The 26,851-nt window shown below is 61.5% G+C and carries 24 protein-coding genes, 3 pseudogenes and 2 riboswitches; of the genes and pseudogenes, 19 read left to right on the top strand and 8 right to left on the bottom strand.

The features are described from left to right. The first annotated feature begins 12 nt into the window (after positions 1 to 12). Positions 13 to 1,095 carry a patatin-like phospholipase family protein gene (locus tag AC4P1R_RS06955; protein WP_492177526.1) on the top strand — a complete coding sequence of 361 codons (1,083 nt, stop codon included), beginning with the start codon at positions 13 to 15 and terminating at the stop codon, positions 1,093 to 1,095. 158 nt (positions 1,096 to 1,253) lie between these two features. Here the strand turns inward: AC4P1R_RS06955 and gcvP are convergent, their stop codons facing one another. Genes gcvP through gcvT form a run of 3 tightly spaced genes read right to left on the bottom strand, consistent with a single transcriptional unit; the run spans position 1,254 to position 5,635 of the window. Beyond that, a complete protein-coding gene (gene gcvP, locus AC4P1R_RS06950) occupies positions 1,254 to 4,118 on the bottom strand; it encodes an aminomethyl-transferring glycine dehydrogenase (protein WP_151611251.1) in 2,865 nt (954 codons plus the stop codon). Further along, positions 4,118 to 4,480 carry a glycine cleavage system protein GcvH gene (gene gcvH, locus AC4P1R_RS06945; RefSeq protein WP_151611250.1) on the bottom strand — a complete coding sequence of 121 codons (363 nt, stop codon included), beginning with the start codon at positions 4,478 to 4,480 and terminating at the stop codon, positions 4,118 to 4,120. Before gcvH ends, gcvP begins: the two co-directional genes overlap by 1 nt. A gap of 15 nt (positions 4,481 to 4,495) precedes the next feature. Next, positions 4,496 to 5,635 (bottom strand): glycine cleavage system aminomethyltransferase GcvT, encoded by a 1,140-nt coding sequence (gcvT, locus tag AC4P1R_RS06940; RefSeq protein WP_492177525.1) that lies wholly within the window; start codon positions 5,633 to 5,635, stop codon positions 4,496 to 4,498. Positions 5,636 to 5,702: 67 nt separating this feature from the next. Continuing rightward, positions 5,703 to 5,780, bottom strand: a riboswitch (glycine riboswitch). Next, positions 5,781 to 5,868, bottom strand: a riboswitch (glycine riboswitch). A 219-nt stretch (positions 5,869 to 6,087) separates the two neighbouring features. Between gcvT and AC4P1R_RS06935 the strand changes: the two genes are divergently transcribed. Both AC4P1R_RS06935 and AC4P1R_RS06930 read left to right on the top strand, forming a co-directional pair. Beyond that, positions 6,088 to 6,483 (top strand): hypothetical protein, encoded by a 396-nt coding sequence (locus AC4P1R_RS06935; RefSeq protein ID WP_069457485.1) that lies wholly within the window; start codon positions 6,088 to 6,090, stop codon positions 6,481 to 6,483. Positions 6,484 to 6,573: 90 nt separating this feature from the next. Continuing rightward, the gene (locus AC4P1R_RS06930; protein ID WP_492177524.1) at positions 6,574 to 7,539 is read left to right on the top strand and encodes a DUF1775 domain-containing protein; all 966 of its coding nucleotides are present in this window, start codon (positions 6,574 to 6,576) and stop codon (positions 7,537 to 7,539) included. Positions 7,540 to 7,581: 42 nt separating this feature from the next. On the opposite strand, the gene AC4P1R_RS06925 is transcribed toward AC4P1R_RS06930, so the two are convergent. Then, complete coding sequence (locus AC4P1R_RS06925; RefSeq protein WP_069457398.1) at positions 7,582 to 7,968, bottom strand: hypothetical protein; 387 nt, start codon at positions 7,966 to 7,968, stop codon at positions 7,582 to 7,584. Between the two features lie 277 nt (positions 7,969 to 8,245). Here AC4P1R_RS06925 and AC4P1R_RS06920 point away from each other — a divergent pair, with 277 nt between their 5' ends. From AC4P1R_RS06920 to AC4P1R_RS06890, 7 genes are all read left to right on the top strand, one after another. Then, positions 8,246 to 8,449, top strand: coding sequence for a hypothetical protein (locus tag AC4P1R_RS06920; protein WP_131820465.1), 204 nt, complete (start codon positions 8,246 to 8,248; stop codon positions 8,447 to 8,449). A 184-nt stretch (positions 8,450 to 8,633) separates the two neighbouring features. Continuing rightward, positions 8,634 to 9,065, top strand: a complete 432-nt coding sequence (locus tag AC4P1R_RS06915; protein WP_151611246.1) for a CHRD domain-containing protein — start codon at positions 8,634 to 8,636, stop codon at positions 9,063 to 9,065. Between the two features lie 601 nt (positions 9,066 to 9,666). Beyond that, complete coding sequence (locus AC4P1R_RS06910) at positions 9,667 to 9,834, top strand: hypothetical protein (RefSeq protein ID WP_165614697.1); 168 nt, start codon at positions 9,667 to 9,669, stop codon at positions 9,832 to 9,834. Between the two features lie 194 nt (positions 9,835 to 10,028). Beyond that, the gene (locus AC4P1R_RS06905) at positions 10,029 to 10,208 is read left to right on the top strand and encodes a hypothetical protein (protein WP_151611960.1); all 180 of its coding nucleotides are present in this window, start codon (positions 10,029 to 10,031) and stop codon (positions 10,206 to 10,208) included. A gap of 269 nt (positions 10,209 to 10,477) precedes the next feature. Beyond that, complete coding sequence (locus AC4P1R_RS06900; RefSeq protein ID WP_492177523.1) at positions 10,478 to 10,699, top strand: GcrA cell cycle regulator; 222 nt, start codon at positions 10,478 to 10,480, stop codon at positions 10,697 to 10,699. A 248-nt stretch (positions 10,700 to 10,947) separates the two neighbouring features. After that, complete coding sequence (locus AC4P1R_RS06895) at positions 10,948 to 13,917, top strand: NAD(P)-dependent oxidoreductase (RefSeq protein WP_492177522.1); 2,970 nt, start codon at positions 10,948 to 10,950, stop codon at positions 13,915 to 13,917. A gap of 203 nt (positions 13,918 to 14,120) precedes the next feature. Continuing rightward, the gene (locus AC4P1R_RS06890) at positions 14,121 to 14,864 is read left to right on the top strand and encodes a dimethylsulfonioproprionate lyase family protein (protein ID WP_069457401.1); all 744 of its coding nucleotides are present in this window, start codon (positions 14,121 to 14,123) and stop codon (positions 14,862 to 14,864) included. A gap of 515 nt (positions 14,865 to 15,379) precedes the next feature. Here the strand turns inward: AC4P1R_RS06890 and AC4P1R_RS06885 are convergent. Further along, positions 15,380 to 17,446, bottom strand: a complete 2,067-nt coding sequence (locus AC4P1R_RS06885; protein WP_492177521.1) for an ATP-dependent helicase — start codon at positions 17,444 to 17,446, stop codon at positions 15,380 to 15,382. Positions 17,447 to 17,766: 320 nt separating this feature from the next. On the opposite strand from AC4P1R_RS06885, the gene AC4P1R_RS06880 reads away from it, so the two are divergent. From AC4P1R_RS06880 to AC4P1R_RS06870, 3 genes and pseudogenes are all read left to right on the top strand, one after another. After that, positions 17,767 to 18,030: a hypothetical protein gene (locus tag AC4P1R_RS06880; protein WP_034854829.1), complete on the top strand. Its 264-nt coding sequence runs from the start codon at positions 17,767 to 17,769 to the stop codon at positions 18,028 to 18,030. Positions 18,031 to 18,094: 64 nt separating this feature from the next. After that, positions 18,095 to 18,358 (top strand): annotated as a pseudogene (locus tag AC4P1R_RS06875) (integrase core domain-containing protein); the annotation flags it as partial. 73 nt (positions 18,359 to 18,431) lie between these two features. Next, positions 18,432 to 19,296 (top strand): annotated as a pseudogene (locus AC4P1R_RS06870) (AraC family transcriptional regulator). A 132-nt stretch (positions 19,297 to 19,428) separates the two neighbouring features. On the opposite strand, the gene AC4P1R_RS06865 reads toward AC4P1R_RS06870, so the two are convergent. After that, positions 19,429 to 19,866: a DUF6678 family protein gene (locus AC4P1R_RS06865; RefSeq protein WP_034854827.1), complete on the bottom strand. Its 438-nt coding sequence runs from the start codon at positions 19,864 to 19,866 to the stop codon at positions 19,429 to 19,431. Positions 19,867 to 20,060: 194 nt separating this feature from the next. On the opposite strand from AC4P1R_RS06865, the gene AC4P1R_RS06860 reads away from it, so the two are divergent. From AC4P1R_RS06860 to AC4P1R_RS06850, 3 genes and pseudogenes are all read left to right on the top strand, one after another. Then, complete coding sequence (locus tag AC4P1R_RS06860) at positions 20,061 to 20,297, top strand: hypothetical protein (protein WP_492177520.1); 237 nt, start codon at positions 20,061 to 20,063, stop codon at positions 20,295 to 20,297. Between the two features lie 607 nt (positions 20,298 to 20,904). Beyond that, positions 20,905 to 22,302, top strand: a complete 1,398-nt coding sequence (locus tag AC4P1R_RS06855; protein ID WP_492177519.1) for an RtcB family protein — start codon at positions 20,905 to 20,907, stop codon at positions 22,300 to 22,302. A gap of 201 nt (positions 22,303 to 22,503) precedes the next feature. After that, positions 22,504 to 22,641: pseudogene (locus AC4P1R_RS06850) on the top strand (ornithine cyclodeaminase); the annotation flags it as partial. A 271-nt stretch (positions 22,642 to 22,912) separates the two neighbouring features. Here AC4P1R_RS06850 and AC4P1R_RS06845 read toward each other — a convergent pair. Next, positions 22,913 to 23,410: a tyrosine-type recombinase/integrase gene (locus AC4P1R_RS06845; protein ID WP_492177727.1), complete on the bottom strand. Its 498-nt coding sequence runs from the start codon at positions 23,408 to 23,410 to the stop codon at positions 22,913 to 22,915. Between the two features lie 79 nt (positions 23,411 to 23,489). Then, positions 23,490 to 24,104, bottom strand: coding sequence for a TetR/AcrR family transcriptional regulator (locus AC4P1R_RS06840; protein ID WP_492177518.1), 615 nt, complete (start codon positions 24,102 to 24,104; stop codon positions 23,490 to 23,492). Positions 24,105 to 24,213: 109 nt separating this feature from the next. Here AC4P1R_RS06840 and AC4P1R_RS06835 point away from each other — a divergent pair, with 109 nt between their 5' ends. The 3 genes from AC4P1R_RS06835 to AC4P1R_RS06825 all read left to right on the top strand — a co-directional run bounded on the left by AC4P1R_RS06835 (position 24,214) and on the right by AC4P1R_RS06825 (position 26,775). Further along, positions 24,214 to 25,251, top strand: coding sequence for a saccharopine dehydrogenase NADP-binding domain-containing protein (locus tag AC4P1R_RS06835; protein ID WP_492177517.1), 1,038 nt, complete (start codon positions 24,214 to 24,216; stop codon positions 25,249 to 25,251). 235 nt (positions 25,252 to 25,486) lie between these two features. After that, positions 25,487 to 25,909: a helix-turn-helix domain-containing protein gene (locus AC4P1R_RS06830; RefSeq protein WP_037426177.1), complete on the top strand. Its 423-nt coding sequence runs from the start codon at positions 25,487 to 25,489 to the stop codon at positions 25,907 to 25,909. Beyond that, on the top strand, positions 25,906 to 26,775 hold the full coding sequence (locus AC4P1R_RS06825) for an IS3 family transposase (protein WP_015633379.1): 870 nt from the start codon (positions 25,906 to 25,908) through the stop codon (positions 26,773 to 26,775). The genes AC4P1R_RS06830 and AC4P1R_RS06825 overlap by 4 nt, the downstream gene beginning before the upstream one ends. Positions 26,776 to 26,851: the final 76 nt, after the last annotated feature.

Genomic DNA, 26,851 nt, shown 5'->3' with positions numbered 1-26,851 from the left:
AGCCGTGACACCATGCCCGACCAAGTGACACGAAAGCACATCGATCTGGCGCTGCAGGGTGGCGGGTCCCATGGTGCTTTGACCTGGGGGGTGCTGGATCGGCTGTTGGAAGACAGTCGCATCGGCATCTGCAGCATCAGCGGGACGAGCGCGGGCGCTATGAATGCGGTCATGCTTGCGGATGGCCTCGAGAAAGGGGGGGTGGATGGTGGACGCGATGCGCTGGCTGCATTCTGGAAGGCGGTGAGCGACGCTGCGCGCTGGTCTCCGCTGCAGCGCACGCTTTGGGACCGCATGTCCAACAATTACAGTCTCGACCACTCCCCGGCCTATCTCTGGTTCGAACAGTTCACGCGCCAGTTCTCTCCCTATGAACTGAACCCGTTCGACATCAATCCTCTGCGCGACCTGATCGCCGACACAATCGATTTCGACGCAGTCAATCGGTGCTCCAGCCTGAAGGTGTTCGTCACCGCGACCAACGTGCGCACGGGCCGGGCCAAGGTGTTTACGCAGCCCGACCTGTCGGTCGACACCGTCATGGCGTCCGCCTGCCTGCCGTACCTGTTCAGGGCGGTCGAGATCGACGGCGAGGCCTATTGGGATGGCGGCTATATCGGCAATCCCGCGCTCTATCCGCTCGTCGACGACCGCGCCACCCGAGACATCGTAATCGTCCAGATCAATCCGCTTGTCCGCGAGGAACTGCCGACGACCGGCCGGGCAATCATCAATCGGCTGAACGAAGTGACCTTCAATGCGGCGCTCCTGAAGGAGTTGCGTTCCATCCACCTCCTGCACGAGCTGATCGAGGCGGAAGGGCTCGAATCCGAGCGTTATCGGGACAGCTACGTTCACCTGATCCATGCGCACGAGGAGACAGAGCTCCTTAGCGCCTCAAGCAAATTCACGGCCGAATGGAGCTATCTCGTCTATCTCATGGAGCGCGGACGGGCCTGGGCGGAACGCTTTCTCAACGAGCATTTCGATGACCTTGGCGTACGCTCGACGCTCGATCTCGGTCAGTTGTTCAGCGACAGTTTCAGGTTGCCCTGTGTTGGCGACGCATCGTCTGACAACGTCTCGACGGATTGACGGATTGACCGATGCTGGTTGCCATCATTGTCCTTACAGTATGTCTCCTTCGATCGACCCCGGCTCAAGGACAAACACAGGCAACAAGTGCTGCAGCGACCATTGCGTGGCGATAGTTGGGGGGGCGTACCAAGGCACGCCCCCGTCACTGATATATTTCACTCCGCCGCTTCCGCGTAGCTTTCGATCGGCGGGCAAGTGCAGATGAGATGGCGGTCGCCATAGACGTTGTCGACGCGGTTGACCGGCGACCAATATTTGTCGACACGGAAGGCGCCTGGCGGGAAGCAGGCCTGCTCGCGAGAGTAGGGCCGGTTCCAGTCGCCGACGAGGTCCTCGACCGTGTGCGGCGCATTCTTCAGCGGATTGTTGTCGCGGTCCATCCGGCCTTCCTCGATGGCGCGGGCCTCCTCGCGGATGGCCAGCATCGCATCACAGAAACGGTCGAGCTCCGCCTTCGTCTCGGATTCGGTCGGTTCGATCATCAGCGTGCCGGCAACTGGCCAACTCATCGTCGGCGCATGGAAACCGCAGTCGATCAGCCGCTTGGCGACATCGTCCACGGTGACGCCGGCGCTTTCGGCGAGCGGACGCGTGTCGATGATACACTCATGCGCGACGCGGCCCTTCGCGGATTTGTAGAGCACGTCATAGGCGTCCTTCAGCCGCGCGGCGACGTAGTTGGCATTGAGGATCGCCACCTTGGTCGCCTGGGTCAGGCCTTCCCCGCCCATCATCAGGCAATAGCTCCACGAGATCGGCAAGATCGACGCCGAACCGAAGGGGGCGGCTGAGACCGTGCCGTCGTTCCTGTCGGTTTCCGGATGTCCGGGGAGGAAGGGAATAAGATGCGCCTTGACGCCGATCGGACCCATGCCGGGACCGCCTCCGCCATGCGGAATACAGAAGGTCTTGTGCAGATTGAGGTGGCTGACGTCCGAGCCGATGTCGCCGGGCCGGGCGAGGCCGACCATGGCGTTCATGTTGGCGCCGTCCAGATAGACCTGCCCGCCGTGCTTGTGGACGATATCGCAGACTTCGCGCACATTCTCCTCGAAGACACCGTGCGTCGAAGGATAGGTGATCATGCAGCAGGAGAGAGTGTCCGAATACTGTTCCGCCTTGGCGCGGAAATCGTCCATGTCGATCTCGCCGATGTCGCTCACCTTGACGACCACGACTTTCATGCCGGCCATATTCGCGGAGGCGGGATTGGTGCCATGCGCCGAGGTCGGAATCAGGCAGACCTCACGATGTGCATCGCCGTTGGCGATGTGATAGGCGCGGATCGCAAGCAATCCGGCATACTCGCCCTGAGCGCCCGAGTTCGGCTGCATCGAAATCGCATCATAGCCCGTGATGGCGCAGAGTTTTTCCGACAGGTCCTCGATCATATGCCGGTAGCCGAGCGCCTGGTCGGTGGGGGCGAAGGGGTGGATCTCCGAAAATTCCGGCCAGGTGATCGGCAGCATTTCCGCCGTCGCATTGAGCTTCATCGTGCAGGAGCCAAGCGGGATCATGGCGCGGTCGAGCGCGAGATCGCGGTCGGCGAGGCGGCGCATATAGCGCGTCATCTCGCTCTCGGCGCGGTTCATATGGAAGATCGGATGGGTGAGATATTCGCCGGTGCGCAGCAACGGCTCCGGCAGCCGGTAACCGGGCTCGAACTCCTCGACCTTGAAATCGCCGCCGAATGCGCGCCACACCGCCTCCAGCGTCACCGGCCGCGACCGTTCGTCGAGGCTGATGCCGATCTTGGTCGAGCCGATCTTGCGCAGGTTCACTTCCTCGGCGACGGCCGCCTTCAGGATGACGCCCTGCAGCTTGCCGACCTCTACGGTGATCGTGTCGAAGAAGAGATCCGGCTCGACCTCATAGCCGAGCTTTTCGAGGCCCATGGCAAGTCGCACGGTCTTCTGATGCACGCCCTGAGCGATTGCCTTGATGCCCTCCGGGCCGTGGAAGACGGCGTACATCGACGCCATGACTGCGAGCAGCACCTGGGCGGTGCAGATGTTGGAGGTCGCCTTTTCCCGGCGGATGTGCTGTTCGCGCGTCTGAAGCGACAGCCGATACGCCCGGTTCCCGCGTGAATCGACCGAGACGCCGACGAGGCGACCGGGCATGGACCGTTTGTAGGCATCCTTGACGGCCATATAGGCGGCGTGCGGCCCGCCATAGCCGACCGGCACGCCGAAGCGCTGGGTCGAACCGACGGCGATATCCGCGCCCATCTCACCGGGGGACTTCAGCAATGCCAGCGCCAGCGGATCGGCGGCAATCGCCGCAATCGCGCCCTGCTCGTGAAGCCTGGCGATCAGGTCCGAGAAATCGTGAACGTGGCCGTAGGTGCCGGGATATTGAAAGATGGCGCCAAAGACGGTGGCGGGTTCCAAGTCCTTGAAGGGATCGCCGAAGACGAGCTGCCAGCCAAGGGGCTCCGCACGCGTCTGCAGCAATGCGATCGTCTGGGGATGGCAGTTCTCGTCGACGAAGAAGGTCTTCGACTTCGACTTGGCGACGCGCTCGGCCATGGCCATGGCTTCCGCCGCCGCTGTCGCCTCGTCGAGCAGCGACGCATTGGCGACGTCGAGGCCTGTCAGGTCGCAGACCATCGTCTGATAGTTGAGCAGGGCTTCGAGCCGGCCCTGGCTGATTTCCGGCTGGTAGGGCGTGTAGGCGGTGTACCAGGCCGGGTTTTCCAGGATGTTGCGCTGGATAACCGGCGGCGTGATCGTGCCGTAATAGCCCTGGCCGATCAGCGAGACGCGCTTCTCGTTGCGGTTTGCCGTTTCGCGCAGCTTGTCGAGCGCCTCGCGCTCCGTCATCGCCGCTCCCCAGGAGAGCGACGTTTTCTGCCGGATCGAGGCCGGGACTGTGTCGTCGATCAACGCATCGAGGCTCGGATAGCCGACGACTTTCAGCATCTCCTCCATTTCGGCCGGGGAAGGACCGATATGACGCCGATTGGCGAAATCGTAGGGCTTGTAGTCAGTAAAGGTAAAGTCCTTTGGCATGCTCATCAGCCGACAAGCTCCATGTAGGCCGCTTCATCGAGAAGGGCATCGGCCGAATTCGCATCGGCGAGTTTGAGCTTGAAGAACCAGGCTTTGCCCTGTGGGTCGCTGTTGACGAGCGCGGGGTCGTCGACGATCGCCTGATTGATTTCGACGATCTCGCCGTCGAGCGGACAATAGACGTCGGACGCTGCCTTGACCGATTCGACGGTCGCGACCGAATCGCCCTTGGAGAAGGTCGCGCCAACCTCCGGCAGCTCCACGAAGACGAGATCGCCCAGTTGGCCGGCTGCATGTTCGGTGATGCCGACCGTTGCAACGCCGCCGTCGATCTTCAGCCACTCGTGTTCCTCGGTAAATTTCAGCATGCGTGCTTCTCCTGGTCAGCGTTTGTAGGTTTGTTGGATGAAGGGCAGGGCGGACACCGTGACGGGCAGGTATTTGCCGCGCACCTCCGCAAAGAGCTTGGTGCCGCTTAGGGCGTGGGCGGTATCGACATAGCCCATGGCAACCGGGGCATCGACGCTCGGACCGAAACCGCCCGAGGTCACCGTGCCGGCGGCGACCGTGCCCTCCGGATCGGCAAAGAGTTTCACGCCACCGCGCACCGGCGCGCGCCCATCCGGCCTAAGCCCGACGCGGCGCCGGCTGGCACCGTCCGTGAATTCAGCAAGGATACGGTCTGCGCCGGGGAAGCCGCCGGCCCGGTCGCCACCGGAGCGGCGGCTCTTCTGGATCGCCCATTCGAGCGCCGCTTCGACCGGTGTCGTTTCCGTGTCTATGTCGTTGCCGTAAAGGCAGAGGCCCGCTTCCAGGCGCAGCGAGTCGCGGGCGCCGAGACCGATCGGCATCACGTCCGGATGCTCGAGCAGACGTTGCGTCACATCGACCGCCGAGGCAATGGGAATTGAGATCTCGAAGCCGTCCTCACCGGTATAGCCGGAGCGGGAAATGATGCAGGCGACGTCGTGGAGGTCCGCTTCCGCGACATCCATGAAGCGCATGGAGGCGATGTCTGCCCACAGTTCACCGAGCACCGCCTCGGCTCGGGGACCTTGCAGCGCTATGAGCGCGCGATCGTTCAGCATCGTCACGAGACAGCTGTCGCCAAGTCCGCGCTGCAAATGCTCGAAGTCGGCCGCCTTGCAGGCGGCGTTGACGATGAGGTAGAGATGGTCACCGCGGTTGGCGATCATCAGGTCGTCGAGGATTCCGCCTTGGTCGTTGGTGAAAAGCGCGTAGCGCTGGCGGCCTTCCGCAAGACCCAACACATCTACCGGCACCAGCCTTTCGAGCGCCAGAGCCGCATCGGCAATCCGGCCCGAGCGGGGGCGGATGGCGATTTGCCCCATATGGGAGACATCGAAGAGGCCGGCGGCCGCGCGGGTGTGCAGGTGCTCCTTGAGTACGCCCTCATGATATTGCACCGGCATCTCGTAGCCGGCGAAAGGCACCATGCGCGCGCCCAGCGACAGATGGAGCGCGTGCAGAGGCGTATGTTTCAAACGGGAGATACTTTCCAAAGTCCGGCCTCCAGGTCTGGCGCGCCACGCGCCGGCTCACACTACCGGCGTCGAGCGCCGACAAATTCGAGCCCCCTCTGTCCCTTTGCCTGAGATTGTTATCCCTTCGGCGAGCGTGAAAACGCTTCTCTCCAGAGTCCTTACCGGTATCCCGTCGGTCCTTTGGCCTGAGAGTTTCCGGGGCGGTTGCTCCTTCGGCACCGGATTGAACCGGTTTCTCCCAACAAGATCGTATCCAGATAACGGCGAAGTCCGGATTTTGGCAAGGGACAATGTCGCGTCCAAGCATATTTTTGTCGCCATGGCCTTACCGCGCCGTAACCCTTCGGATCCACGCATCGTGTTTACCGAGAATGGATGCACTGGCGCCGCGGCCGAGAGCGCCTGCGGCGATTCGGCTTTTGCATTTGCTGGCGGTTGTGGGTTACGAAGATCCTATCTATGAGGCGATGATGAGCGGGCGTGGGGAAAATCTCGGGATTGCGGTGCGGCTGCTGGCAGCTTTCGCACTCCTTCTCCTTGCCTTCGCCCACAAGCCCGGCGTCGCGCAGCATGCAAGCCCGGCGCTCTCAGCCGAATACCGTCTTCCCGACGGCGCTTTCGCGGATATCTGCTTCGGCACGCATGGGGTCGACGGCGGCCCGCAACGCGGGAAGGCGCCTGCCGTGGCGCCAGTGTGCGAGGCCTGCCGCCTCGCCGCATCGATCCTCTTGCCGTTACCGCCCAAACAAAGCGGGCCGGCAGTAAACGGCAGTTGGATGGTATCCAGGCCGGCCGTTGCGGACCAGGTGACATCTGTCGCCCGACGCTTGCTGCCGCCATCGCGCGCTCCGCCGGCTTTTTCGTAGCTCTCCCCAATCAAAACCTTAGTGCATTTCGCCGCCCGGGCGGCACCACAGAGCCCATGGATCAAAGGCGCGTGGTTCGGAGATTACAAGATGAACAGACTTACCTTTCTCACCGCCGGCATGACACTTGTCGCCGGCATGGCCCACGCGCATGCGACGTTCGAAGTGGACCAGGCGCCCGCCGAAAAGACCTTCAAGGCGGTTCTACAGGTGCCGCATGGCTGCGACGGCAAGGCGACGACCGAGGTACAGGTCAGACTGCCCGAAGGTTTCGTCTTCGCAAAACCGCAGCCGAAGCCCGGCTGGGAGCTTGAAATCATTCAGGGCGACTACCAGAAGACCTATGACAATCACGGAACAAACATATCCTCCGGCCCGATCGAAATCCGCTGGAAGGGCGGCAATTTGCCCGATGCGTATTACGACACCTTTGTGATCCGCGGCAAAGTCTCCGGCTTCGACAAGGAAACGGTACTCGCCTTTCCGACGGTCCAGTTTTGCGGCGCCGATGGCAAGGTCGCCTGGGATGAGGTGCCGGCCGCCGGGCAAGACCCCCATTCGCTGAAAAATCCGGCGCCGACCGTAAGCGTGACGCTCACGGGCGGGGAGCATGCCCATGGCGGGCACGGCGGAGTTCAGGCCTCCGGCCCCGTCGAGGCGGGGGATCTCGAAATCTCCGGCGGCGCGGTGAAAGCCATGTTGCCGGGCGCCAAAGTCGGTGGCGGCGGTATGATCGTGAAAAACAACGGCAGTACCGACGATCGGCTGATTGCGGCGGAAAGCTCGGCCGCAGGCCGCGTCGAACTCCACGAAATGACAATGGAGAACGACGTGATGAAGATGCGCAAGCTCGAGGACGGTATCGTCATCCCGGCGGGTGAGACCGTGGACCTGACGCGCGGCCAGTTGCACCTGATGTTCATGGAGGTGACGAAGCCCTTTGCCGAAGGCGATGCGGTCCCCGTTACGCTCACTTTCGAAAAAGCGGGCAAGGTGGCCTATGCGCTGCCGGTCGGCAATGCCGCCGGCGAGGAGAACCAACACAAGCACAAGTGAACGCCGGTCGGACGGGAGCGGGCTCAGGCTCGCTCCTTCGGGTCATCCCCTTTGGATGAACTGCTCGAGCATGACGGAGAACTCGTCGGTCTCCTGCTCCTCGTCCGCCTCGGGCTCAACCGGCCGGTCGTCTGCCTGGCCGCGGTCTCCTTCCTCGTCCTGCATGAATTCGAGGTAACGACGCATAGTTTCCGCCGCACTCTCCTGCGGCGTTCGCCGTTCGGCGCTGATCAGCATCAGCGCTTGGCACAGGGCACCCTTGGCTTTCGCAATCGGCGCGGGCGCTACGTTTTTGCGCTCGACCGGACGGGCCGAAAGCAGCGTGATCGCCTCGTCGGCGGGGCCGTCGCCGCGTATGCGCGCGGACGGCTTGACGGCTTCCGCCGCATAGGCCGCCGTCGTTGCGGATACGGTTACAACCTGGGTCACCTTTTCAATCCCCGGTTACGCTCTTTTCTCCTCTGTGCCAGATTTCCTTTGATCGCCGGTGAAACCCGGCGGTTGCATTTGATGCAAATGCCGGATTTGCGGGCCCAGAGGGGCCGCGGCGACGCGGCGCGCTACATCTTACAGCATGTTCCTTTAATCGACCTCGACCTTTGCGCGGGACGCGGGCGCTTTAGGGCAGGGGTTGCAGGCACGCCCTCTTTCGGCGGTCTGGGCGAATGGCGGCCCGGCATGTACAATCGACGTGCGACGCAGGGCAATGACGCCGATCCTCTCCCCCGGGAAAGAGATGGGGGACCTCAATCATTCCGGAAAGGACCAGCTCATGCGGGCGATCATATTGCTGATGGCACTCGTAATTCTCGGCGCCTGTTCACAGACCGGGAGCCCCACGGTTTACCACCACTACCAGCCGGGCCAGGGCGAATACTATACGGGCATTGTGCCGCCGACGCCGATCTAAGCGGCGCCGTATGCGCGGACGGCTTCCGCCCGGCCGCGCTGCGGCAGATCTTCGAGCTATGGCATACAGCGGTCCCCTGTCCGACGGCCGCTTGCGCGTTATCTACTCTCCACTGCGTTTCTATCTTTGCCCGGATGTATGCGGCAAAGAGCGCAGAAACCACGTGAGATCGGAGGAATGAGCCATGCAGTCGTGGACAAAGACGACCGGTATCGTCGTTGCGCTGGGCTATCTCGCCGCAGCTTCGATGGGGTTTGCCGAGGAGATGAAGTTCAAGGCAGAACTCAAGGGAAGCGAGGAGGTGCCGCCGGTCGAAACCAGTGCGACGGGAACGGCCGACGTCACCTATGATACGGAAAGCAAGAATCTCACTTGGACCATCGAGCATTCGGGGCTCAGCGGCGATGTCACCGCCGCCCATTTCCACGGACCTGCCGCATCCGGCGAAAATGCGCCACCCATGGTGCCGATCGAGGTGTCGGCGCTCTCTGAAGGTTCTGCGACACTGGACGACACCCAGGCTGCGGCGCTGACCGAAGGTCGCTTGTATGTGAATTTGCACACGGCCGCCCATCCCGACGGTGAAATCCGCGGCCAGGTCATGAAAGCTGAATAGGGAAAGCGGAACAAAGATTGCCGAGGGGCGGGCGGCAAAGCCCGCCCCTTCCATTCCGACAGGTTTGCCGGGAGGCGCGCGCGATCACGGTCATGAGATTTGATCGCGCCTGGATGCCGGAATATCAATGATCTGCAATGCGTTGGAGAGGACGATTCGATGCGCAAGATCATGCTGTTGCTGGCATTGGTGGCCCTGGCGGCGTGCCAGTCGGGAAAGGTTTACGTTGGCGGGGATGGTGAGTATTACGAAGGCATCGTCCCGCCCCGATGAACCACCGTCGTCTATTTGACGCTGGCGGCGATGATGGCGCGTGTGCTCGCCGGCTGGACTGTCGGATCCGGCTGGGCGCTTCTCTGCTGGGTGTGACGCTGTGGCTGCAGCGCAAGGAAGAAGGGGAGGATGATTCCCCCTAGCGCATCTGCGCGCACCCGATTTTCGGAAGTCTGCGCACACCCGAACGGTTACAGACACCTTTGCGGACACGCGGCGCCGTAGACATTGAATGGCAGACATCATCTGCCCGTCGATGCGACCGGGACAATGAACGATCAGGGCACTCAAGCGTTCCTTCTGTCCCGAATGCATGGAGGAGATCACCATGCGCCGCGACAGCCAACGCTTCCCGGTGGTCGAGTTGATCGCGCTCATCGTTTCGTTGACATTGGTTTCGGCGATCATGATCGTGACGCTGCTCCCGGCTGATCCGGTCGATATGCTGGCCGAAGTGCCGCCCGCGGAACCGGTCGAGCATTCGCCCCTGCAATGATCTGGAAAACGGTGCTGTTTGGCGCCGGCCGGGCGATGCTTGCTGCCGACCGCAAAGAGACTGCATCCCGATCTGGAATCCGGTCGCCGCGATACCAATATCAGATCCACCATCATCGAAGCTGCTTTGACTGGAGGATCAAAGTGAACTGGTACCGCTTTTCGGACTTGGCCATTGACGACGATGAAATCTCGATGCTTCGACGCGTTCACATTCACGTCTGCTCCTTGAAGGATATGGAGCCGGAGAGCGAGGGCGGTGCCGAGATCGGCAAGATGCTCTTCCACCTCTATCGGCAAGGTGTAAGGAGCGAGGTGGGCCTGATGCGGATGGTGACCGCGGATGAACCTCCTCCGGCCTTGGAAGCCGAGTAGCGCCGGGCCACCGTTCCGCGGGCGGGACGTCGATCGCGCACGCGTCGGCACGCACCCGCGATTTTGAACTTTTTGCGGGCGCGAATCGTTTCCCATTACCGCGCAACAGCGTGGAGGAGGTTGCCATGGGTCGCGATATGCAGCGTTTCATGATGCTGGAACTGATCGCGGTCTTCGCCGCGCTCGCGGTGGTTTTCGCCATTACGGTGCTGACGCTGCCTCCCGGCTGACCGATCAATGCGGAGGGAATGCAGTCCATTGGTGCGCTCATGACCAAATTCGAAACAGATTTCGCCCCTGCAAATCAGTACGACGCGGACAGGCTGGCATTCGCCAAACGGCTCGAAGACCTGCGCCCGGGCGAGTGCACCTGGCCGATCAACAGCGGCGGCCCCTATCTCTTCTGCGCGGCAAAGACGGACGGAAAGAAATATTGCGCGCACCACAAGGCGAGATTGCTCCACAAGAAAAGCGAGCAGGGCGGGGAGTGAAGGCCCTTCCGAACCGCCGGCCAGGCGGCCGGCCCGCTCCCGAGCGCCATTCCCCGCTGAATGTCGCAATTGAATGGGCACATCGTCGAAAATGTGCGGCGCGTCCGGACGATTTCTCCAACATTATGCGCCCGAACGGTCCTGCCTAGTCAGGAAGCCCATTTTCTGAAGTGGAAAAGGTTTCCGGCGGCCGACAACAGGGAAGCGGTCACGGTCGCTCCCCGACAATCGGAACCAGAGGGTTATAGATGATATCCGACGCAGAATTGCACGCGCAGCGGCTCGATGCGCTTGAGTTGACAAAGAATGGCGCTCCTTCGCTGCCCTCGAATCCGTTCTTCGGGGTAGGGCCGATCACCGACGCTGCGACGGATGAGGTTGACAGCCGGCTTCGCCGCCTCGAATTCGATCGCTGGCTCGAGAAGACCTATCGGAAATATGACGATACCGGTAAGGACATCGGCGCTTTCACCACGGCGGAACTGTCGCGCAGCATGCATCGCGGTTACCCGGCGGACAAGATCCTGCTCGACATGATGCGGGCGATCCATCGCTACTTCGAATTTCCCAAGACCAACCGTATCGCCGTAGGGCTGGGCGGCGGCCACAGCGGCTACACCGTCTGCGTTCAACATCTTCTGAATGCCAACGACGCCGACCAACGCGTCTATGTGGACACGCCGCGTCCCGAAAGCGGCGGTGCCGGCGCATCCGGCTTCTTCCGCCAGTCCTGGGCGACGCAGCTCATCGAGATGCACCGCTTCGCCGAGAAGGGCGACGAGAACAGGATCTATTTCGCGGAGAAGGAGGGCGCGATCCCGTCGGCGCGGACCCTTGCCAGGCTCGGCGTCTCGATCTTCGTCGGCGTCGGCCACGAGACCACCGGCGCGAATTCCTACACCAACGAGGAAATCAACGAACTTCTGACGTGGCTGGATGGCGATCCGGAAAACAGGCATGCCGTGTTCGACGCCACTTCCATGCTCGGTGCCATGCCCTGGGAGCCCGAGGTCGTACGGGCCGTCATGGCGAAATGCTGCCTCTTCATGCCTTTCCAGAAGGCAATCGGCGGCGTTTCCGGCTACTTTGTCGCTTCCTTTACGCCGGCCGCTCTCGCGCTGATCGAGCGCAACCAGAGCAATCCGTCCTGGGCGATCCCCCGTCAGTTGAAGATCGCGCCGCCGCTCGATCCGAAGCAGCCGCTGAGCAGCAAGCGCTCCGTCGATGCCGGCCCGTTCTACGACGCCCAGGAAGACAAGATGCTGGGTGGTGTCATCAACACCTACAGCGCGCTCGCCTTCGCCGAAACGACATTCGGCCTGCTGCAGACCGAGCGCCGCATCGGCTCGGTCATCGAACTGAACAAGCGCTCCTCTGCGAACCGCGAAGTCATCAACGAGTGGGTCGCGAAGGATCCGCTGTTCAGCCTGGTGGTCGACGAGCGGGAGCGCCGGGGCGCGGCCGTTACGTTGCTCAAGGTCAATGACGGTGAGGTCTCGTCCTCCGACCTCCACGCCCGCATCATCGCACGCTCGAAGCAGCTTCTGGGCTATGAGGGCATCACCCACCCCAATGGCGATCACGAGACCGGGCTCGACGCGGCGCGCTACGTCAACGCGTTTCCGGGCACGCCGGGCGATTATCGCGCCTGGGTCGGCGGCATCCGCGAGCCCGCGGACATCGTCGCGCTCCTGGAAAACCTGAAATACGCCTATCTTCGCGCCAAGGTCGTCGTGCTGGAAGAGGAGCTCGAACGGAGAGGCAGCAAGGTGGAATATGCCGAAAGCAGCGGCGCTTCCGCCGCCGGCCCACGCGAGGGCACCTTCAAGGTGCTGATCGCCGATGCGATCGGCCTGCGCTTCGATGCGGAAGGACGTCTCGACCACAGCGAACTCGCGGCCTATATCGGCGAGAAGGGATGCGTGTTCCACGAGGGCTCGGTTACGACCGCCGGCGCGACCGACGACGGCAGGGTCCACTTCTTCTACCAGCCGCATCTCAGCACCGCCGACGAAATCCTGGCCGAGACCGATCAGGGCCAATATGACGCGGTGATCGCAGCCGCGACCTTCATTCCCGCGGGAGCGAAGTTCCGTCTTGGCGGCGTCCGCATCGGCACCGGAACCGGCAATATGGGATCTGCCTCCTGGGGCGGCCCCAACGGCGAGGGAGGCGAGGCCCCCCTCATGAATACACCGGGCATCAACAGCCGCGCGACGGCGCAGATGGCCGCAAAGGCGCTGCTCAAGGTCACGCCCGATCTTCCGGTGGCGGACCTGCACGCGCGCGTCGTGAATGGCGACTTCGACACCGGCAAGAACCTGGCCGAATACCCGACCGAGAAGCTGGAAGGCCAACGGATCGCCATTCTCGGCTACGGCAATATCGGCCGCGAACTCGCCCGGATCGCCAAGGCCTTCCACATGGACGTCGTCATCTATGCTCGTCCGGCTCATCGCGACAATATTTTGGCCGAAGGCTATGAGTATGCGGAGACGCCGGTCGCTGCGGCAAAGGGTGCCGATGTGCTCTCCGTCCATCTCGGACTGGGCAGGCAGGATCCCGCCACCGGCGCCTTCTCCAATGCGGGGCTGGTGGGCCGCGAGGTCCTGTCCGCGCTGAACGAGCGGTCCGTGCTCATCAATTATGATCGCGGTGAACTGGTCGACGTCGCAGCGCTTGATGAGGCGCTGGCATCCGGCAAGGTCCGGCATGCGGCCATCGATGCGGACCTCTTCAAGGGTCCGGAAGGCCCGACCGGACCGATGAAGCCCTATCTGTCGCTGCTTCCCAAGCATGCGGACAAACTCGAGCTTCTTCCGCATGCGGCCGCCGATACCGACCACCCGACCCGGGTCGCCGGTGCGAAGCAGGCCGTCGATCAGCTGCTCGACGCGATCCGGAACCGGGCTGTCACGAACCTCAAGGGCGATCTGCCGGAGGGCTATGTGTCGAAGGGCGCCAAGACGCCGCTCGGTGTCGGACAGCTTACCAGTGCGGACGTGTTCCGGCTGGCGGAGAATTCGGAGCTCCTCGGTGAGCTGCGCGCTGTGAGCGAAAAGATCGCCGCGGTCCTCGGCGCACTGAACGCGGTTTCGGACGAGGCGCATCGGTCCCGCATCGTCGCGCGTTATCGCGCGCTCCTCGCCGACAGCACGCTCAGACAGCACAACCTGCTGAAGGCCGCGGGACTGCTCGCGCCCGCCGCCAAGGAATAGTTCGGACGAACGCGCCTGGCCGGCGATCCGCCGGCCAGGCATAACTGTCGCGTGATTCCGTAAGCTTTTCAGCGCGAACTCGGCAATCACGACCGAATATCCGCGGAAAGGCTTCTTGCTGCGCTGCTTCATCCATGCAATGTCGATACGCACGGGTGGTCAGGCGTCGAACTGGACGTCCCGTCGCATGAGGGCAAACGGAAATGAAAGAGCCAGAGCGCCGAGGCGGAAGAGCTGTCGCGGTTGATCGCAATCCTGATGCCGGCACCATCCGTCAGGCCTCGAGAGCGCGCTCGAACTTCAGCTGCGATCCGTCGCCGGTCGGCAGGGCGCCCATCATGGTCTGGGGAAGCCGCCCGAAGAACCTGCAGACTGTGATCAATGTCGCGGCGAACCTCTTTCTCGCCCCTGACGTACCGGTGATGGCGAAGTACGTTGCCGGAAAGATCTTCCACACGCTGATGAAACCGTCATCGCTCTACAGCGCCGGCGGCAATATATTGCCGGCTGCCGAACATCTGGCCGAAACGCTGGCGGAAGCAACCAGGCTCGGTGGAACGATCGGCGCCATGGCCGATGCGATCCTGGCGATCGCGCCGGAATTGCGCTGGTACCGTTCGAGATCGGGGCCGTTTGCCAGCGTCAATTTCGCGCGCGACCATGCCCATGCATCCATCATCGGCCCGGGTGGCATCGAGGACCGCGACGACGTCCATATCGGCCTGACCGTCATGGGGCCTTACAGCCGGTTTCCCGACCACCGGAGAAAATTCCCGACCGCTTATCTGCCGCTTTCCCGCGTGGAAGTGCTGTCGGATGACGGCGACTGGACTGTCGCCGATCCCGGCCGGGCGTTCTTCGTCGAGGAGGGCAGGGAGTTCGCGATGCGCTGCACCGGCAATCCTCTTCTGTTGCTTTGGTGCCAACGAACGGGATCTGAGGCGTAAGCGGCGCAAGCCCGCTTCCAGGCATTGCTGCATCTCTTCTCATACCGAACTCGATTTGTCTCATGTCGGCGCGGCGCCAATGCTGTCACTCAACTGCACGATGTTGAAGATCGATTTCAAATGGCGAGTTTTATGAGATCTGCAAGACGGCAACTCGCCGTGGCCTCCCTTCTTGCGGCTGCGTTCGCATTCTCCGCAAGCGCCGAGAATCTGCCGCAACTAAATCGTGAAAATCATACGCATGGTCAAAGCATGAAAGATTTCATCGCGGCCAATCCGGACTGCCTCGAGTTTACCGATCAATGTTCGATTTGCTCATTGGTCGACGGAATCGCTGAGTGCTCGACACCCAAGATTGCCTGCACAAAAAGCGAAGTATCAGTGCACGCTACAATCCAAGTAATGAGAATTTTCAACGAAGTTGATGCCGGTGACAGAATGTCATCGAGGTTTGCTCGGAACGCACGTTTACAGTCGCGCGTCATGGTAGTGGAAGGGTGTGTGTCTTTCGACTTCTACTTCCACATGCCCCGCATTCGGGCCGCGACATCGATGCGGATCTGCTTCGCGCTGCGCTCGGAAGCGGCCGGGCTGACGGTCGGCCAGGTTCCACTCTCGAAGAACTGCAGCAGCGTCGCCGGGATGAAGCGTGTCCGGCTCGCATAGACATGGCGATCCCCCTGCGCGTGCTGGCCGCTGGTGAAGAAGCGCTGGGGCACGATCAGCGTCAGGCTGTCCTTGGCGCGCGTCATGCCGACATAGAGGAGCCGTCGCTCCTCTTCCAGATCGTGGCTCGTGCCCGTACTGAGATCAGAAGGGATGCAGCCGTCGACGACATTGAGCATGAAGACCGAACGCCATTCCTGGCCCTTGGCGGAATGGATCGTCGAGAGCACGAGATAATCCTCGTCGAGCAGAGGCACGCCGGCCTGGTCGCTCGTCGCATCCGGCGGATCGAGCGTCAGCTCCGTCAGGAAGCGCTCGCGGCCCGCATAGCCGGCGGCGATTTGCTCGAGTTGCAGGAGGTCGGCCCGGCGCGTTTCGGCATCCTCGTGCATCCGTTCGAGATGGGGTTCGTACCACGTCCGCGCCAAGGCGATCTCCGCAGGCCATACGGAGCCGGATTTGCCCAAGGCAAGCAGCAGCTCGACGAAGGAACTCCAATCCTGCCCGCTCTTCGGTGGAGCGGGTATTTCGCCGAGCGCCAGCAGCGGCTCCGGATCGGCCGCGATCGCGTCGAGGACCTTGCCGGCGGTCTGCGGGCCGATGCCCGGCAGCATCTGCAGCAGCCGGAAGCCCGCAACGCGGTCCCGTGGATTTTGCGCGAAGCGCAGCACGGCGAGCAGGTCCTTAACATGGGCGCTGTCGAGGAATTTCAGCCCGCCGAATTTTACGAAGGGGATGTTGCGGCGGGTCAGTTCCACCTCGAGTGGCCCGCTGTGGCTCGATGTGCGGAACAGGACCGCCTGCTGCTTCAGCGGCATGCCCGATTCGCGATTGGCGAGGACCTGCTCGACGATGTAATTCGCCTGGTCCGCCTCGTCCCTCACGGTCAGGAGCTTCGGACGATCCGCCGATTGCCGGTCGGTCCAGAGATTCTTGGTGAACCGCTCGCGTGCCAGCTCGATGACGCCGTTGGCGGCCGCGAGGATCGTCTGCGTCGATCGGTAGTTCCGATCGAGCGTGATGACGTCGGCGGGCGGGGAAAAGGCCTCCGGAAAGTCGAGAATGTTGCGGACCGTCGCGGCCCGGAACGAATAGATGGACTGAGCGTCGTCGCCGACGACGGTGAGACCGCGCCCACCGGGTTTCAGCGCCAGCAACACGGAGGACTGGAGCTTGTTGGTGTCCTGATACTCGTCCACGAGCACATGGTCGAACCGGTTGCCGATGTCTTCGGCAAGCGACGGATCGCTCACCATCTGCGCCCAGTAGAGAAGCAGGTCGTCGTAATCGAGAACGTTCTGCGCCTGCTTGGCTTCGACATAGCCGGAAAAGAGCTGCTTCAACTGCTCTTCCCAGCTGGCAACCCAGGGATACCAGTTGCGGAGCACTTCGTGGAGCGGCGTCTCCGAATTCACCACCCGCGAATAGATCGACAGACAGGTGCCCTTGGTCGGGAACCGGCTTTCGGTTTTGGAGAACCCGAGCTCGTGCCGCACGAGATTCATCAAGTCGGCGCTGTCCTCGCGGTCGTGGATGGTGAAATCCACATTGACGCCGATCTGCTCGGCATAGATCCGAAGCAGCCGGGCGCCGATGCCGTGAAAGGTCCCCGCCCAGGTCAGCGCCTCCGTCATCACGGCGGAATTGGCGCCGAGCACCTGCGCGCAGATGCGCTCGACGCGGCGCGACATCTCGGCGGCGGCCCTGCGAGAAAAGGTCATCAGCAGAATGCGGCGCGGGTCGGCGCCATTGACGATCAGGTGGGCAACCCGATGGGCGAGCGTGTTCGTCTTGCCCGAACCGGCCCCGGCGATGATCAGCAGGGGCCCGCCGACGGTGGCATCATCCTGCCCGATTCCATGCTCGACGGCGCTGCGCTGCCTGTCGTTCAGCTTCTCAAGATAGCTCGTGCTCATTCGCCCCCGTCAATCCGTTCCGTCATGAGTCCCTCCATACCCGATCACGGTCGGCGCTTCACCTGAAATGAGCCGATCGGGTAAGAATCCACGGGCAGGAGTGGAGCCGGTATCCAACATCCGTGGGGTTGGCACCTTGTCGACTCAGCAACACTTTTCGTTCGCCATATGTTCACGGGAAAAGAAACCGCGTCAACTGCGACTTGCTGCCGGCGTGACCGTCGTCAACATGCCTAGCCCACTATTTCGGGTGCTGTTTTTAATGCAATTGCAATCCGAAAACCGCCCGCTCGCGAACCAAGGTGTGCTATACAAAGAGGATGACAGAGACCGAACAGAAGTTTGAATTTTCGGAATTCTCCGGAGAATTCGTCGATGATGACGTAACTGTAATCCTGCGCATCTACCGGCCTGCAGGCACCAACCTCGATTGGACGCTTGAAGTCTTCGACGAGGAAGGGAACACGACGATCTGGAACGACACCTTCGACACCGATCGAGACGCGTTTGAAGAATTCTTAGCGACCGTCCAGCGTGACGGCATCCGCAGTTTCCTGGATGAGCCGGTGCAAAGATTACATTGACTGCTTGGCCGCGTGGGTACGATTCACGGCCTCACCAATCCCGCAATCCAACGAACGACAAGCTATTGAGCGAGACCTCTTCTCGTCTCTGAACCATGCTCGATCAGCGCTTTCAAGCTGGCGCTGCTGCTACAACTATCACCGACCGCGCTCTGGCCTCGGCTGGCTGACGCCTGCAGAGTTCGCCCAGACCGTCAACCCGCGACGTATTGCGGTGCTGCGCAGTCGAAATGGCTCCGCACCGCAACCCGCCGCTGCCGCCGCAGATGCAGCGACCCAAAACCGCTGGAGCGAACTCAAAACGTTATGGCTGAGCAGCCAAGCCTGATAATCCGCAAGATCGGTCGAGCGCACAGCACTCGTGCGGGTCTATTTGGTCCTGCCACGGTAAGGACAGGATAATGACAACGACGCTTCGAAACTACCATGCCCGGATGCAACGGGTCCTAGATCACATTGATAAGCATCTCGACCGCAATCTGGACCTGGACGAGTTGAGCTGCGTGGCCGCCTTCTCCAAGTATCATTTCCATCGGCAGTTCGCGGCGGCCTTTGGGCTGTCTGTGCATCGCTATATCCACCTCGTCCGCATGAAGCGGGCATCCTACAGTAGACAGCGTGACCGAGATAGCGATGGATGCCGGCTACGAAGCTCCTGACGCCTTTGCTCGCGCATTTCGGCAACGGTTCAGCCAGTCGCCTTCGCAGTTCAGGAAATCTCCCGATTGGGAACCGTGGCTTGCCGCCCTCGGCGCTCTCAACCAAGCAAGGAGTAAGCTCATCCAAAGGACAGTTGCAGCCAACGACATCGAAATCCGCGAGGTGTCTCCGACCCCTGTCGCGATTATGAACCATCGAGGTGATCCGGCAAGGATCGGCGACACGATCAAACGCTTCATAGCATGGCGCAAAGCCACTGGCCTGAATCCGAAGACCAGTTTGACTTTCAACATCTTTCATTCCGATCCGCGTGTGACGACTCCGGACGAGTATCGGCTGGACCTTTGTGTCAGCACTGATCAGCCGATCAAGACGAAAGGAGAGCATATTGAGGCGGGCATCATCCCCGGCGGCCGTTGCGCCGTGCTGAAAGTCATCGGCAATACTGATGATCTGGAGCCTGCCGCGCTTTACCTCTATCGCGATTGGCTGCCGGCCAGTGGCGAGGAAGCGAGGGATTTCCCCCTGTATTGCCAGCGCCTCACCTTCTTTCCGGAAGCACCTGAAAATACGGCGGTGGCAGAGCTCTTCCTGCCCCTGAAATAGCGAACCTCTGTGGCTGCTTGTCCGTTTCCGTCCACGGCGGCGGACAAGCAGCTTTCAACCCAAATCTCCCGATCCGGCTAAACAGCGCGTTCGCTGAACGTGGGCATTCCATCAGGCGAAATCATAGCGCCTTCACCGGATGGCTACGCTAGCAGTGTGCCCGTAGATAGTGAAGAAGCCATTCTGTTCGCTGAACGGGATACGCAAGCCTTTTAGAATGTCGCGCAATGGTGCTGAGCAGTCGTCAACGCGGGGAGCCACCAATTGTCCCATGTGCACGCTTACTCTAGGTGCAACCTTGAGCCATTCGATGAAAATACCCATCGACGCTTCAGGCGTTCTTGCCCAATCACCCCAATATGAAGGAGCCGCCTCAAGCACCTCCGGATCGGCCGTCTCTGAGAGAACGAGTTTCACTTGATAGGGTGGTGGGAACGGAAGTTCCTGGGCTATGGCCGTGCAGAGTGCTCGCCATTTGGTGTCATTCATATGAGATGTCAGGCCGCGCTCCTCGATGGCGCGACGCACCTTGGCGATCTCGTCCCTGTCAGCCAAGCCGATGTACAGCATTCTACGATCCTATTTCGGAGCCCCCGTAAACCGTACCAGATTTGTGGAGCAATGACTGCAATTGGCGCAATCCGGTCGGTTGCCCATTATCGAAGAAGTCCATCGCGATGACGTCATTCGGTTGGAGACAGAGCGTCCTCTAGGGTCAAGCCGAAAAATGTGGTAAGCGCCAGCCAAACAACAACAGGAGTGCAATGGTGAGCGAACCGACCGTCGCAGATGCAACAAACCGTATTTATGAATCGCTCCAAGCGGACAATGCCGACATCGACGCGCATATCGCGACTCTCAAGGCAGCGTTGACGCGGGAGGGGTTGAAAGAGGCCGTCTTTGACCCGGCTAGGCTCGTTCAGAGCAACCGTTCTGGCAGGAAGCTAATGCAGGCCTACTTTCGGCAGCGCGGCGTAACGGTCAAATACTCGGCTTCGTGAAGCCGTCCCATGTCGTCAGACGGGCCGTAGTAGACGATTGACCTGATCACCCGGCTTTGGCCTTCGAACGCGAATTGAAGTGCCGCGTCCGCATCGGGCCGAAAGCTGCCGAAGTAACTTGGCAGCTTTCGGCCCGATGCGGACGTGGGCCACTGCTAGAACCAATATCGACTCATCCGCGTCAGGAAGTCGACCGCCGTCACGGGGAAGCCCGATGCGTCACCGATGATGGAATCGATGCCGCCCATGAAATCGGGCATTACCTCGTTGCCCGCAGTCGCGGGTTGGTCGTGACGCGGGTGAGTACAGGTTTGGCTTTATGTGATGCACAAGTAAAGACTTGCGTCCGGTCAATTAAGCTCGACCGTGTCCCCCTCGACGTGGGCGGAGAAATCGCAGTTCCTCGCGTCAATCACGACAGTTGCTCCGCCCGCGGTCAGTTCAAACCTCATGGCTGCCTTGCTCCTTTCCTGCCCAACAATTCTTTGTGGGCGTGCTTTGATCAACGCGCTCGAATCACTCGTTGACGCGGAGTCCTTCACAATCTAAATGTCATGCCAATCCGTATCGCCGCGGCTGCTGAACCCATGGCAATCGGAGAAGCAAGATGAATTCCCCCACAAACCCCGTCATCCGCGTCGACACCGCCGCAGGACACGCCATTAGGTCGGTCGTCGCGCGCGACGAGCCGGAACGCCATCGCGCGCGTGCCGTCTCGGACCTCTGTTCCGCCCTTCCCGGCGTCGAAGCAGCGGAGCGGATGGGTGCCGAAATCGTGCGTGTAGCGACGACGCCCGACTTTCATCCCGGCCGCCCCGTGCCCATGGGAGTCGTCGCCGACGTGCGCGGTGCCGTCCTCCCACATCTCGTCGGCAACGACATCGGCTGCGGCATGCGTATGATCGTGCTCGAGAACGTCTCCGAGGACGATCTCGAGCCACTGCTGGACCGCAATCTTCGTCACGTCTTCTTTCAGGGCGGCAGGGACGTAGCCCTCACTGGAAGAGATCGGCAGGCGGTTCTTCGGGAAGGCCTCCTGTCCCGCCTTGATCTCGAGGCGGCGTGGGGCGATCTCGACAGGACCTGCGATGCAGGCGTGTTCGCGAGTTGTGCTGTCGATCCGGGCTTCGAGCACTATGCGCGGATCGACGACGACTACAGCGACGCGATCCTCGGGACCATCGGAGGCGGCAACCATTTCGTCGAGTTCGGGGTTGTCGACCGCGTTGCGGACGGCGCCTACGCCGCCGCCTGCGGCCTAGCCGGTGGAAAGGTCGTGATCATCGTTCATAGCGGATCGCTGGACTTCGGACAGCGTGTCGGCACAGCGGTGCGCGAAGCGCTGCATTCCGGCAGACATGGCGTCCCGGACTACAGGATTCTCTCCCACGAACGGAACGAACCCCTCTTCGAAAGGTATATCGACGGCCATGCCAACGCCGCCAAGGCCGCCTTCGCCAACCGCTTTCTCATCGGTCTTGCGGCGGTGGAGGCTCTCAGGCGCACGATCGGCCGGGACGTCGAACACAGGCTCGTCTACGACGCTCCGCACAACACGGTATGGCAGGATGGCGACGTCGTTCGACACCGGAAGGGGGCCTGCCCCGCCAGAGGCGTCGGTACGCTGGGCGGAAGCCCGTACGAGTGGATCGGAGAGCCGGTCATCCTGCCTGGGTCTATGGGCGATGGAACATGGCTGTTGCGTGGGCTGGGAAACGAGGAGGGGCTGCAGTCCTCGGCCCACGGCGCGGGACGTCGCCTCGCGAGGCAGGAGGCCCGGTCCGCCGCGCGTCTCGACGCCAGCCTGCGGGTCGTCGGCCCTGTCGATCCGAACGATCAGCTCTTGCGCGGGCGTGCGGATGTCGTCGCGGAACTCGAAGGTCGGCTTAAGGAGGAGGCGCCCGGCGCTTATCGTCCGATTGAGGCCGTCGTCGACCCTATGGTGGAGGCCGGCATCGTCAGCCGGGCCGCCAAGATCCGGCCGGTGCTCACGGTAAAGGGGTAGCATCCTTTCTGCGCAGGGCTTTTAGCCTAGAAAAGCCAAGAGGGGCAGGTCGCAGACCTGCCCCTCTTGGGTTTTTCTCGCGTATTCTCTAGGCCAATTTCAGCTTCAACTATGGCCAGTTTTAAGCCGTATTGGCCAGAACTACGTTCGGTTTCTCAGTTACACAAAGCTTTCGTCGGTCCCTACTACCGCTCCGGGCTTTCTGTCTTGCGCTATGTGCGCAGCAAGCTTGAAGAAACCGGGCTTTATGTCGATCTTGATCTGCTGGCGGACCCCGACGAGCCGCGTGATCTTTGCGGCATGCTGCTGCGTCGTGAGGCGAGGCTTTGCGCGGCGTAGCCTTCGCTTTATCGGGGTCCGGCGATTGCACCATTTGCGTCGCCAATCCCAGAGGCAGATGTTGTTCTCCGCACAAGCCGGCAAGCCGCCGGCTTTCCTTTTTGAATGATTATTGCCCGGTGGCGAGCGGTCGGTCGCGCGTAACGTGACGGTTGGCTTGCTCGCCAAGAGCGGAAATTCCGAGTGCTATGGACGAGTATCGGCTCAGGGTCGACTTTCGCCTCAGCAGGCCAGCGCGCGGCGCTTCGAAGCGAGGCGCCGCGCTTGAGTGCTACAGTTCCACTTGCTCAGAAATGCCTAGGGAGTCGTCGACCTCGACTCCGAGGTACTGCACGGTGCTCTCCAGTTTCTTGCGGCCGAGCAAGAGCTGGACGGCGCGCAGGTTGCCGGTCTTCTTGTAGATGTGCGCCGCCTTCGCCCTCCTCATCGAATGCGTGCCGTAGCGCTTGGGATCAAGCCCGATGATGGACACCCACCGTTCGACGATCCTGCCATATTGCCGCGTCGACAGATGCGGCAACGTGTGCACGCGGCTGGGAAACAGGTAATCCCGTCCACCAAGCTTGCGACGTCCAATCCAGGCAGCGATAGCCTCCCGCGTTTGATCGGTCAGTTCGAATTGCACGGGTCGGCCGGTCTTCCGCTGAATAATGATGGCCCGGTCGCGAACCCTTCCGGAAATCGCCACATCAGCGACTGAGATCGCGAGGAGATCACAAGCTCCGGCCCCAAAGGAAGATGGCTGGTCGCGAGGTAAGAGAAACGTCAGAGGGGTCGCATGCGGCGGCCTTATGCGCCCTAAGGGCCGCTCTGGGTCGGTGCATGGCGGACGCTCCGAAGCGGCGGAGTTACTGCCGTCGGCCCGACCTGGATGCTTCGCCAGCGGATATCAACGCTTCGGCCGCGCGCCGCAGCAACGGCGTGGCCTCGCCCGATTCGAAAATTTGTGAGCTGACGAAGGCGCCATTTATGAGAACCGCGAGCTGACCCGCAAGTTCATCGGGCGCAGCCACGTCGAGACGCTCCGCGATCACTTTCAGCCGCCGCCGCATCTCGCGTTTATGGGCCTCGGCGATCTTGCGCGCGGGATGGTCTGTTTCAGGGAATTCGGCGGCGACGTTGATCTGCGGGCAGCCTCGGTAGTGCGGCCGTCCGACACGTTCGCCGATCCAGCCCAGATGGGCGTCTAACTCCGCCCTGGCGTTGTCCTGATGTTGCGCTGCCACGCTGTCCCACTGGCCCCAGAAGTCCCGGTCTTCGCGCTCCAGAAACGCGGCAACGAGATCGTCCTTTGTGCCGAAATGACGATAGAGGCTCGTCTTCGCGACGCCGGCTTTCTCGACCACCAGGTCGACACCTACCGCCCGAACGCCCTGCTTGTAGAAAAGCTCTGACGCGGTTTCCAGGATCCTGTTGCGGACGTCGGCGCCTTGGCCGGCAGGGATGGACGCGGTTCTCGACATGCTTAGGCCTCCACTTTGTCCGGCAGATATAGCACGGAAGGTCTTGACGCGCTACAGACCTGTATGTACTAGTGCTTGTAACAGACAGGTCTGTAGCACGGAGGGCGTAATGTCAGAGAATGTGATGGTAGCTTCTGGGGCGGTGGCGGTATTTGGAGCAACAGGGCATACCGGCCGCTTCGTGGTCGCAGAATTGCTGCGCCGCGGGCTTCGGCCGATCGCAATCGCCCGCAGTGCCGAGGCGTTTGCAGCGGCGAACTTTCGCGAGCCGGACGTGCTCTGCCGCCCAGCGACCGTCGGCGATGAGGGGTCGCTGATGCGGGCATTGGCCGGCGCAGGGGCCGTGATCAATTGCGCAGGGCCATTTCTCGACACCGCCGACGCGCTTGCCGCTGCAGCGGTGAAATCGGGAATCCACTATGTTGATGTCAGCGCCGAGCAACCGAGCGTCAGAACGACCCTCGAGAAGTTCGATGAGCCTGCGCGCGAAGCCGGCATCGCCATCATTCCCGGTATGGGATTCTACGGCGGGTTCGCCGATCTGCTGGTCACCGCCACCTTGGGAGACTGGACGTCTGCGGACACGATTGACATCTTGATCGGCCTCGACAGTTGGCACCCGACGCGCGGCACCCGCGTTACCGGTGAACGGAACAAGGCAACGCGCATGGTTGTCTCCGAGGGCCGCCTCAGTCCCTTGGTTCTTCCGCCTGCGCAGAAGCATTGGGAATTCGGGTCCGGGCTGGGCAGTCAGATCGTCAGCGAAATGCCTTTCTCGGAGATCGTTCTGATCTCTCGGCACGTGAAGACAGCAGAGCTCCACACCTATTTGAGCGCGGTCGCTCTCAGCGACATTCGCGACAAGGCAACGCCCACTCCGAAGGCGGCGGACCCGACCGGGCGCTCAGCGCAACAGTTCGTCGTCGAAGTTGTCGCGAGGCGCGAAGGAGCCAGCCGACGGACTGTCGCCCGGGGACAGGACATCTACGCCTTCACCGCACCGCTCGTGTGCGAGGTCGTCGAGCGTCTTCTCGGCCGGCAGTTCAGCCATGCAGGAGCACACGCGCCCAGCGAAATCCTCAACGCCGAGGAGGTGCTAACTGCGCTCCGGCCCGATCACTTGGCGTTCGAAATTGCCGCGAGGTGACCATGCCCTCCAACAAGGAGGCGTGAAATAACGTTGCGCTTCACATCTCGACGTCCGGGAAAAGGTTGCAACTACCGTTGGATTGCGAACTCGGCATTCCTAAAACGCTTTTGTGCGTATTCCGATGATGCCGGACGGCTATTCCAATCTGAAGCCGGACAGGTATGGAGTGCACCCCCAGACTGAGACAAGGAAAATCGCGGACAGTTTCCCCGCAAGGAGAGGAAACTGGGGCATGGCCGGACGGCAAAGAGTTATTGATGAGGACCAAAAACTGGAGCTTCTCCAGCGCATGGAGGCGGGTGAAACCGTCAGCAAGTTGGCAGATGAGGTTGGCATCAGTCGCCAACGTCTTTACGAGTGGCGTGATCAGCTGAGGCTTCATGGTAATCTGAAGTCACGTCGGCGCGGGCGGCCGGCCAGATCGACAGCAGGAGTTGACGGGGACTTGCAGCTGCAGAGCGCCGTCGAACAGCCAGCGCCTCAGGAAAAGGCACTGACCAAGGCCAGGCGCCGGATCAGGGAATTGGAGCAGAAAGTCGGGCAACAGCAGCTCGATCTCGATTTTTTTCGCGAAGCCTTGCGGCACTTCGAGGAAGATCAGCGTCGGAGCAGCGCTCCTGGCGAAACGGGATCTTCAAAGTCATCGAAAAGATGACAACCGGCCTGTCGCAAGGCGAATTCAACATCGACCGAATGTGCTGGCTCGCGGGCGTCAGCCGCGCGAGTTATTACCGTCACTGGCTGGATTCGGCCCCTCGTCGGGCCGAAACAGGTTTGCGAGACCTCATTCAAAAGATGGCTCTCGGCAACGCGCACTACGGTTACCGCCGGATCGGAGCCCTGTTGCGTCGGGAGGGGTGGCAAGTCAACCACAAGTGCATTCTACGCATCATGCGTGAAGACAATCTGTTGTGCCTGCGCGCAAGACCCTTTGTTCCTACAACGACCAACTCGAGGCATGGTTGGCAAGTCGTGCCGAACCTCGCCAGGGGCATGATCCTCAATGGGGTCAACCAGCTATGGGTTGCCGATATCACCTTCCTTCATCTCGCTGAGGAGTTTGCATTCCTTGCCGTTGTGCTTGACGCGTTTAGCCGCCGGGTGGTCGGATGGGCATTGGATACGCATCTCCGAGCAAGCCTTGCGATCGAAGCTCTCGAGATGGCTATCACCGATCGCCAGCCCGTGGCCGGGAGCCTCGTGCATCATTCCGATCGCGGCGTTCAATACGCGTGCGGAGCCTACTCCGAACTTCTGCATCTTCACGGCATCCAGGCGAGCATGAGCCGTGTCGGAAATCCTTATGACAACGCGAAAGCGGAGAGCTTCATGAAGACCCTGAAGCAGGAAGAGGTGCAAGGTCTCGCCTATAGGGATGCAGACGATGCTCGCCGGCGCATCGGCGCTTTCATCGATACCGTTTACAACACGCAGCGCCTGCACTCGGCGCTCGACTATCTCACGCCGGAGGAATACGAACAGAAGCATTCAGGTGGACGACGGATGGAAAAGGCGGCATAGCTGAACACGGGAAACTGTCCGCGATTTTCCTTGTCTCAGTCTGGGGGTGCACTCCAGGTATTCCGATCTCGTGCCG

The organism is Sinorhizobium sp. Y406 (genome assembly GCF_058732025.1).
This window is presented reverse-complemented; position numbering and strand designations above follow the sequence as displayed.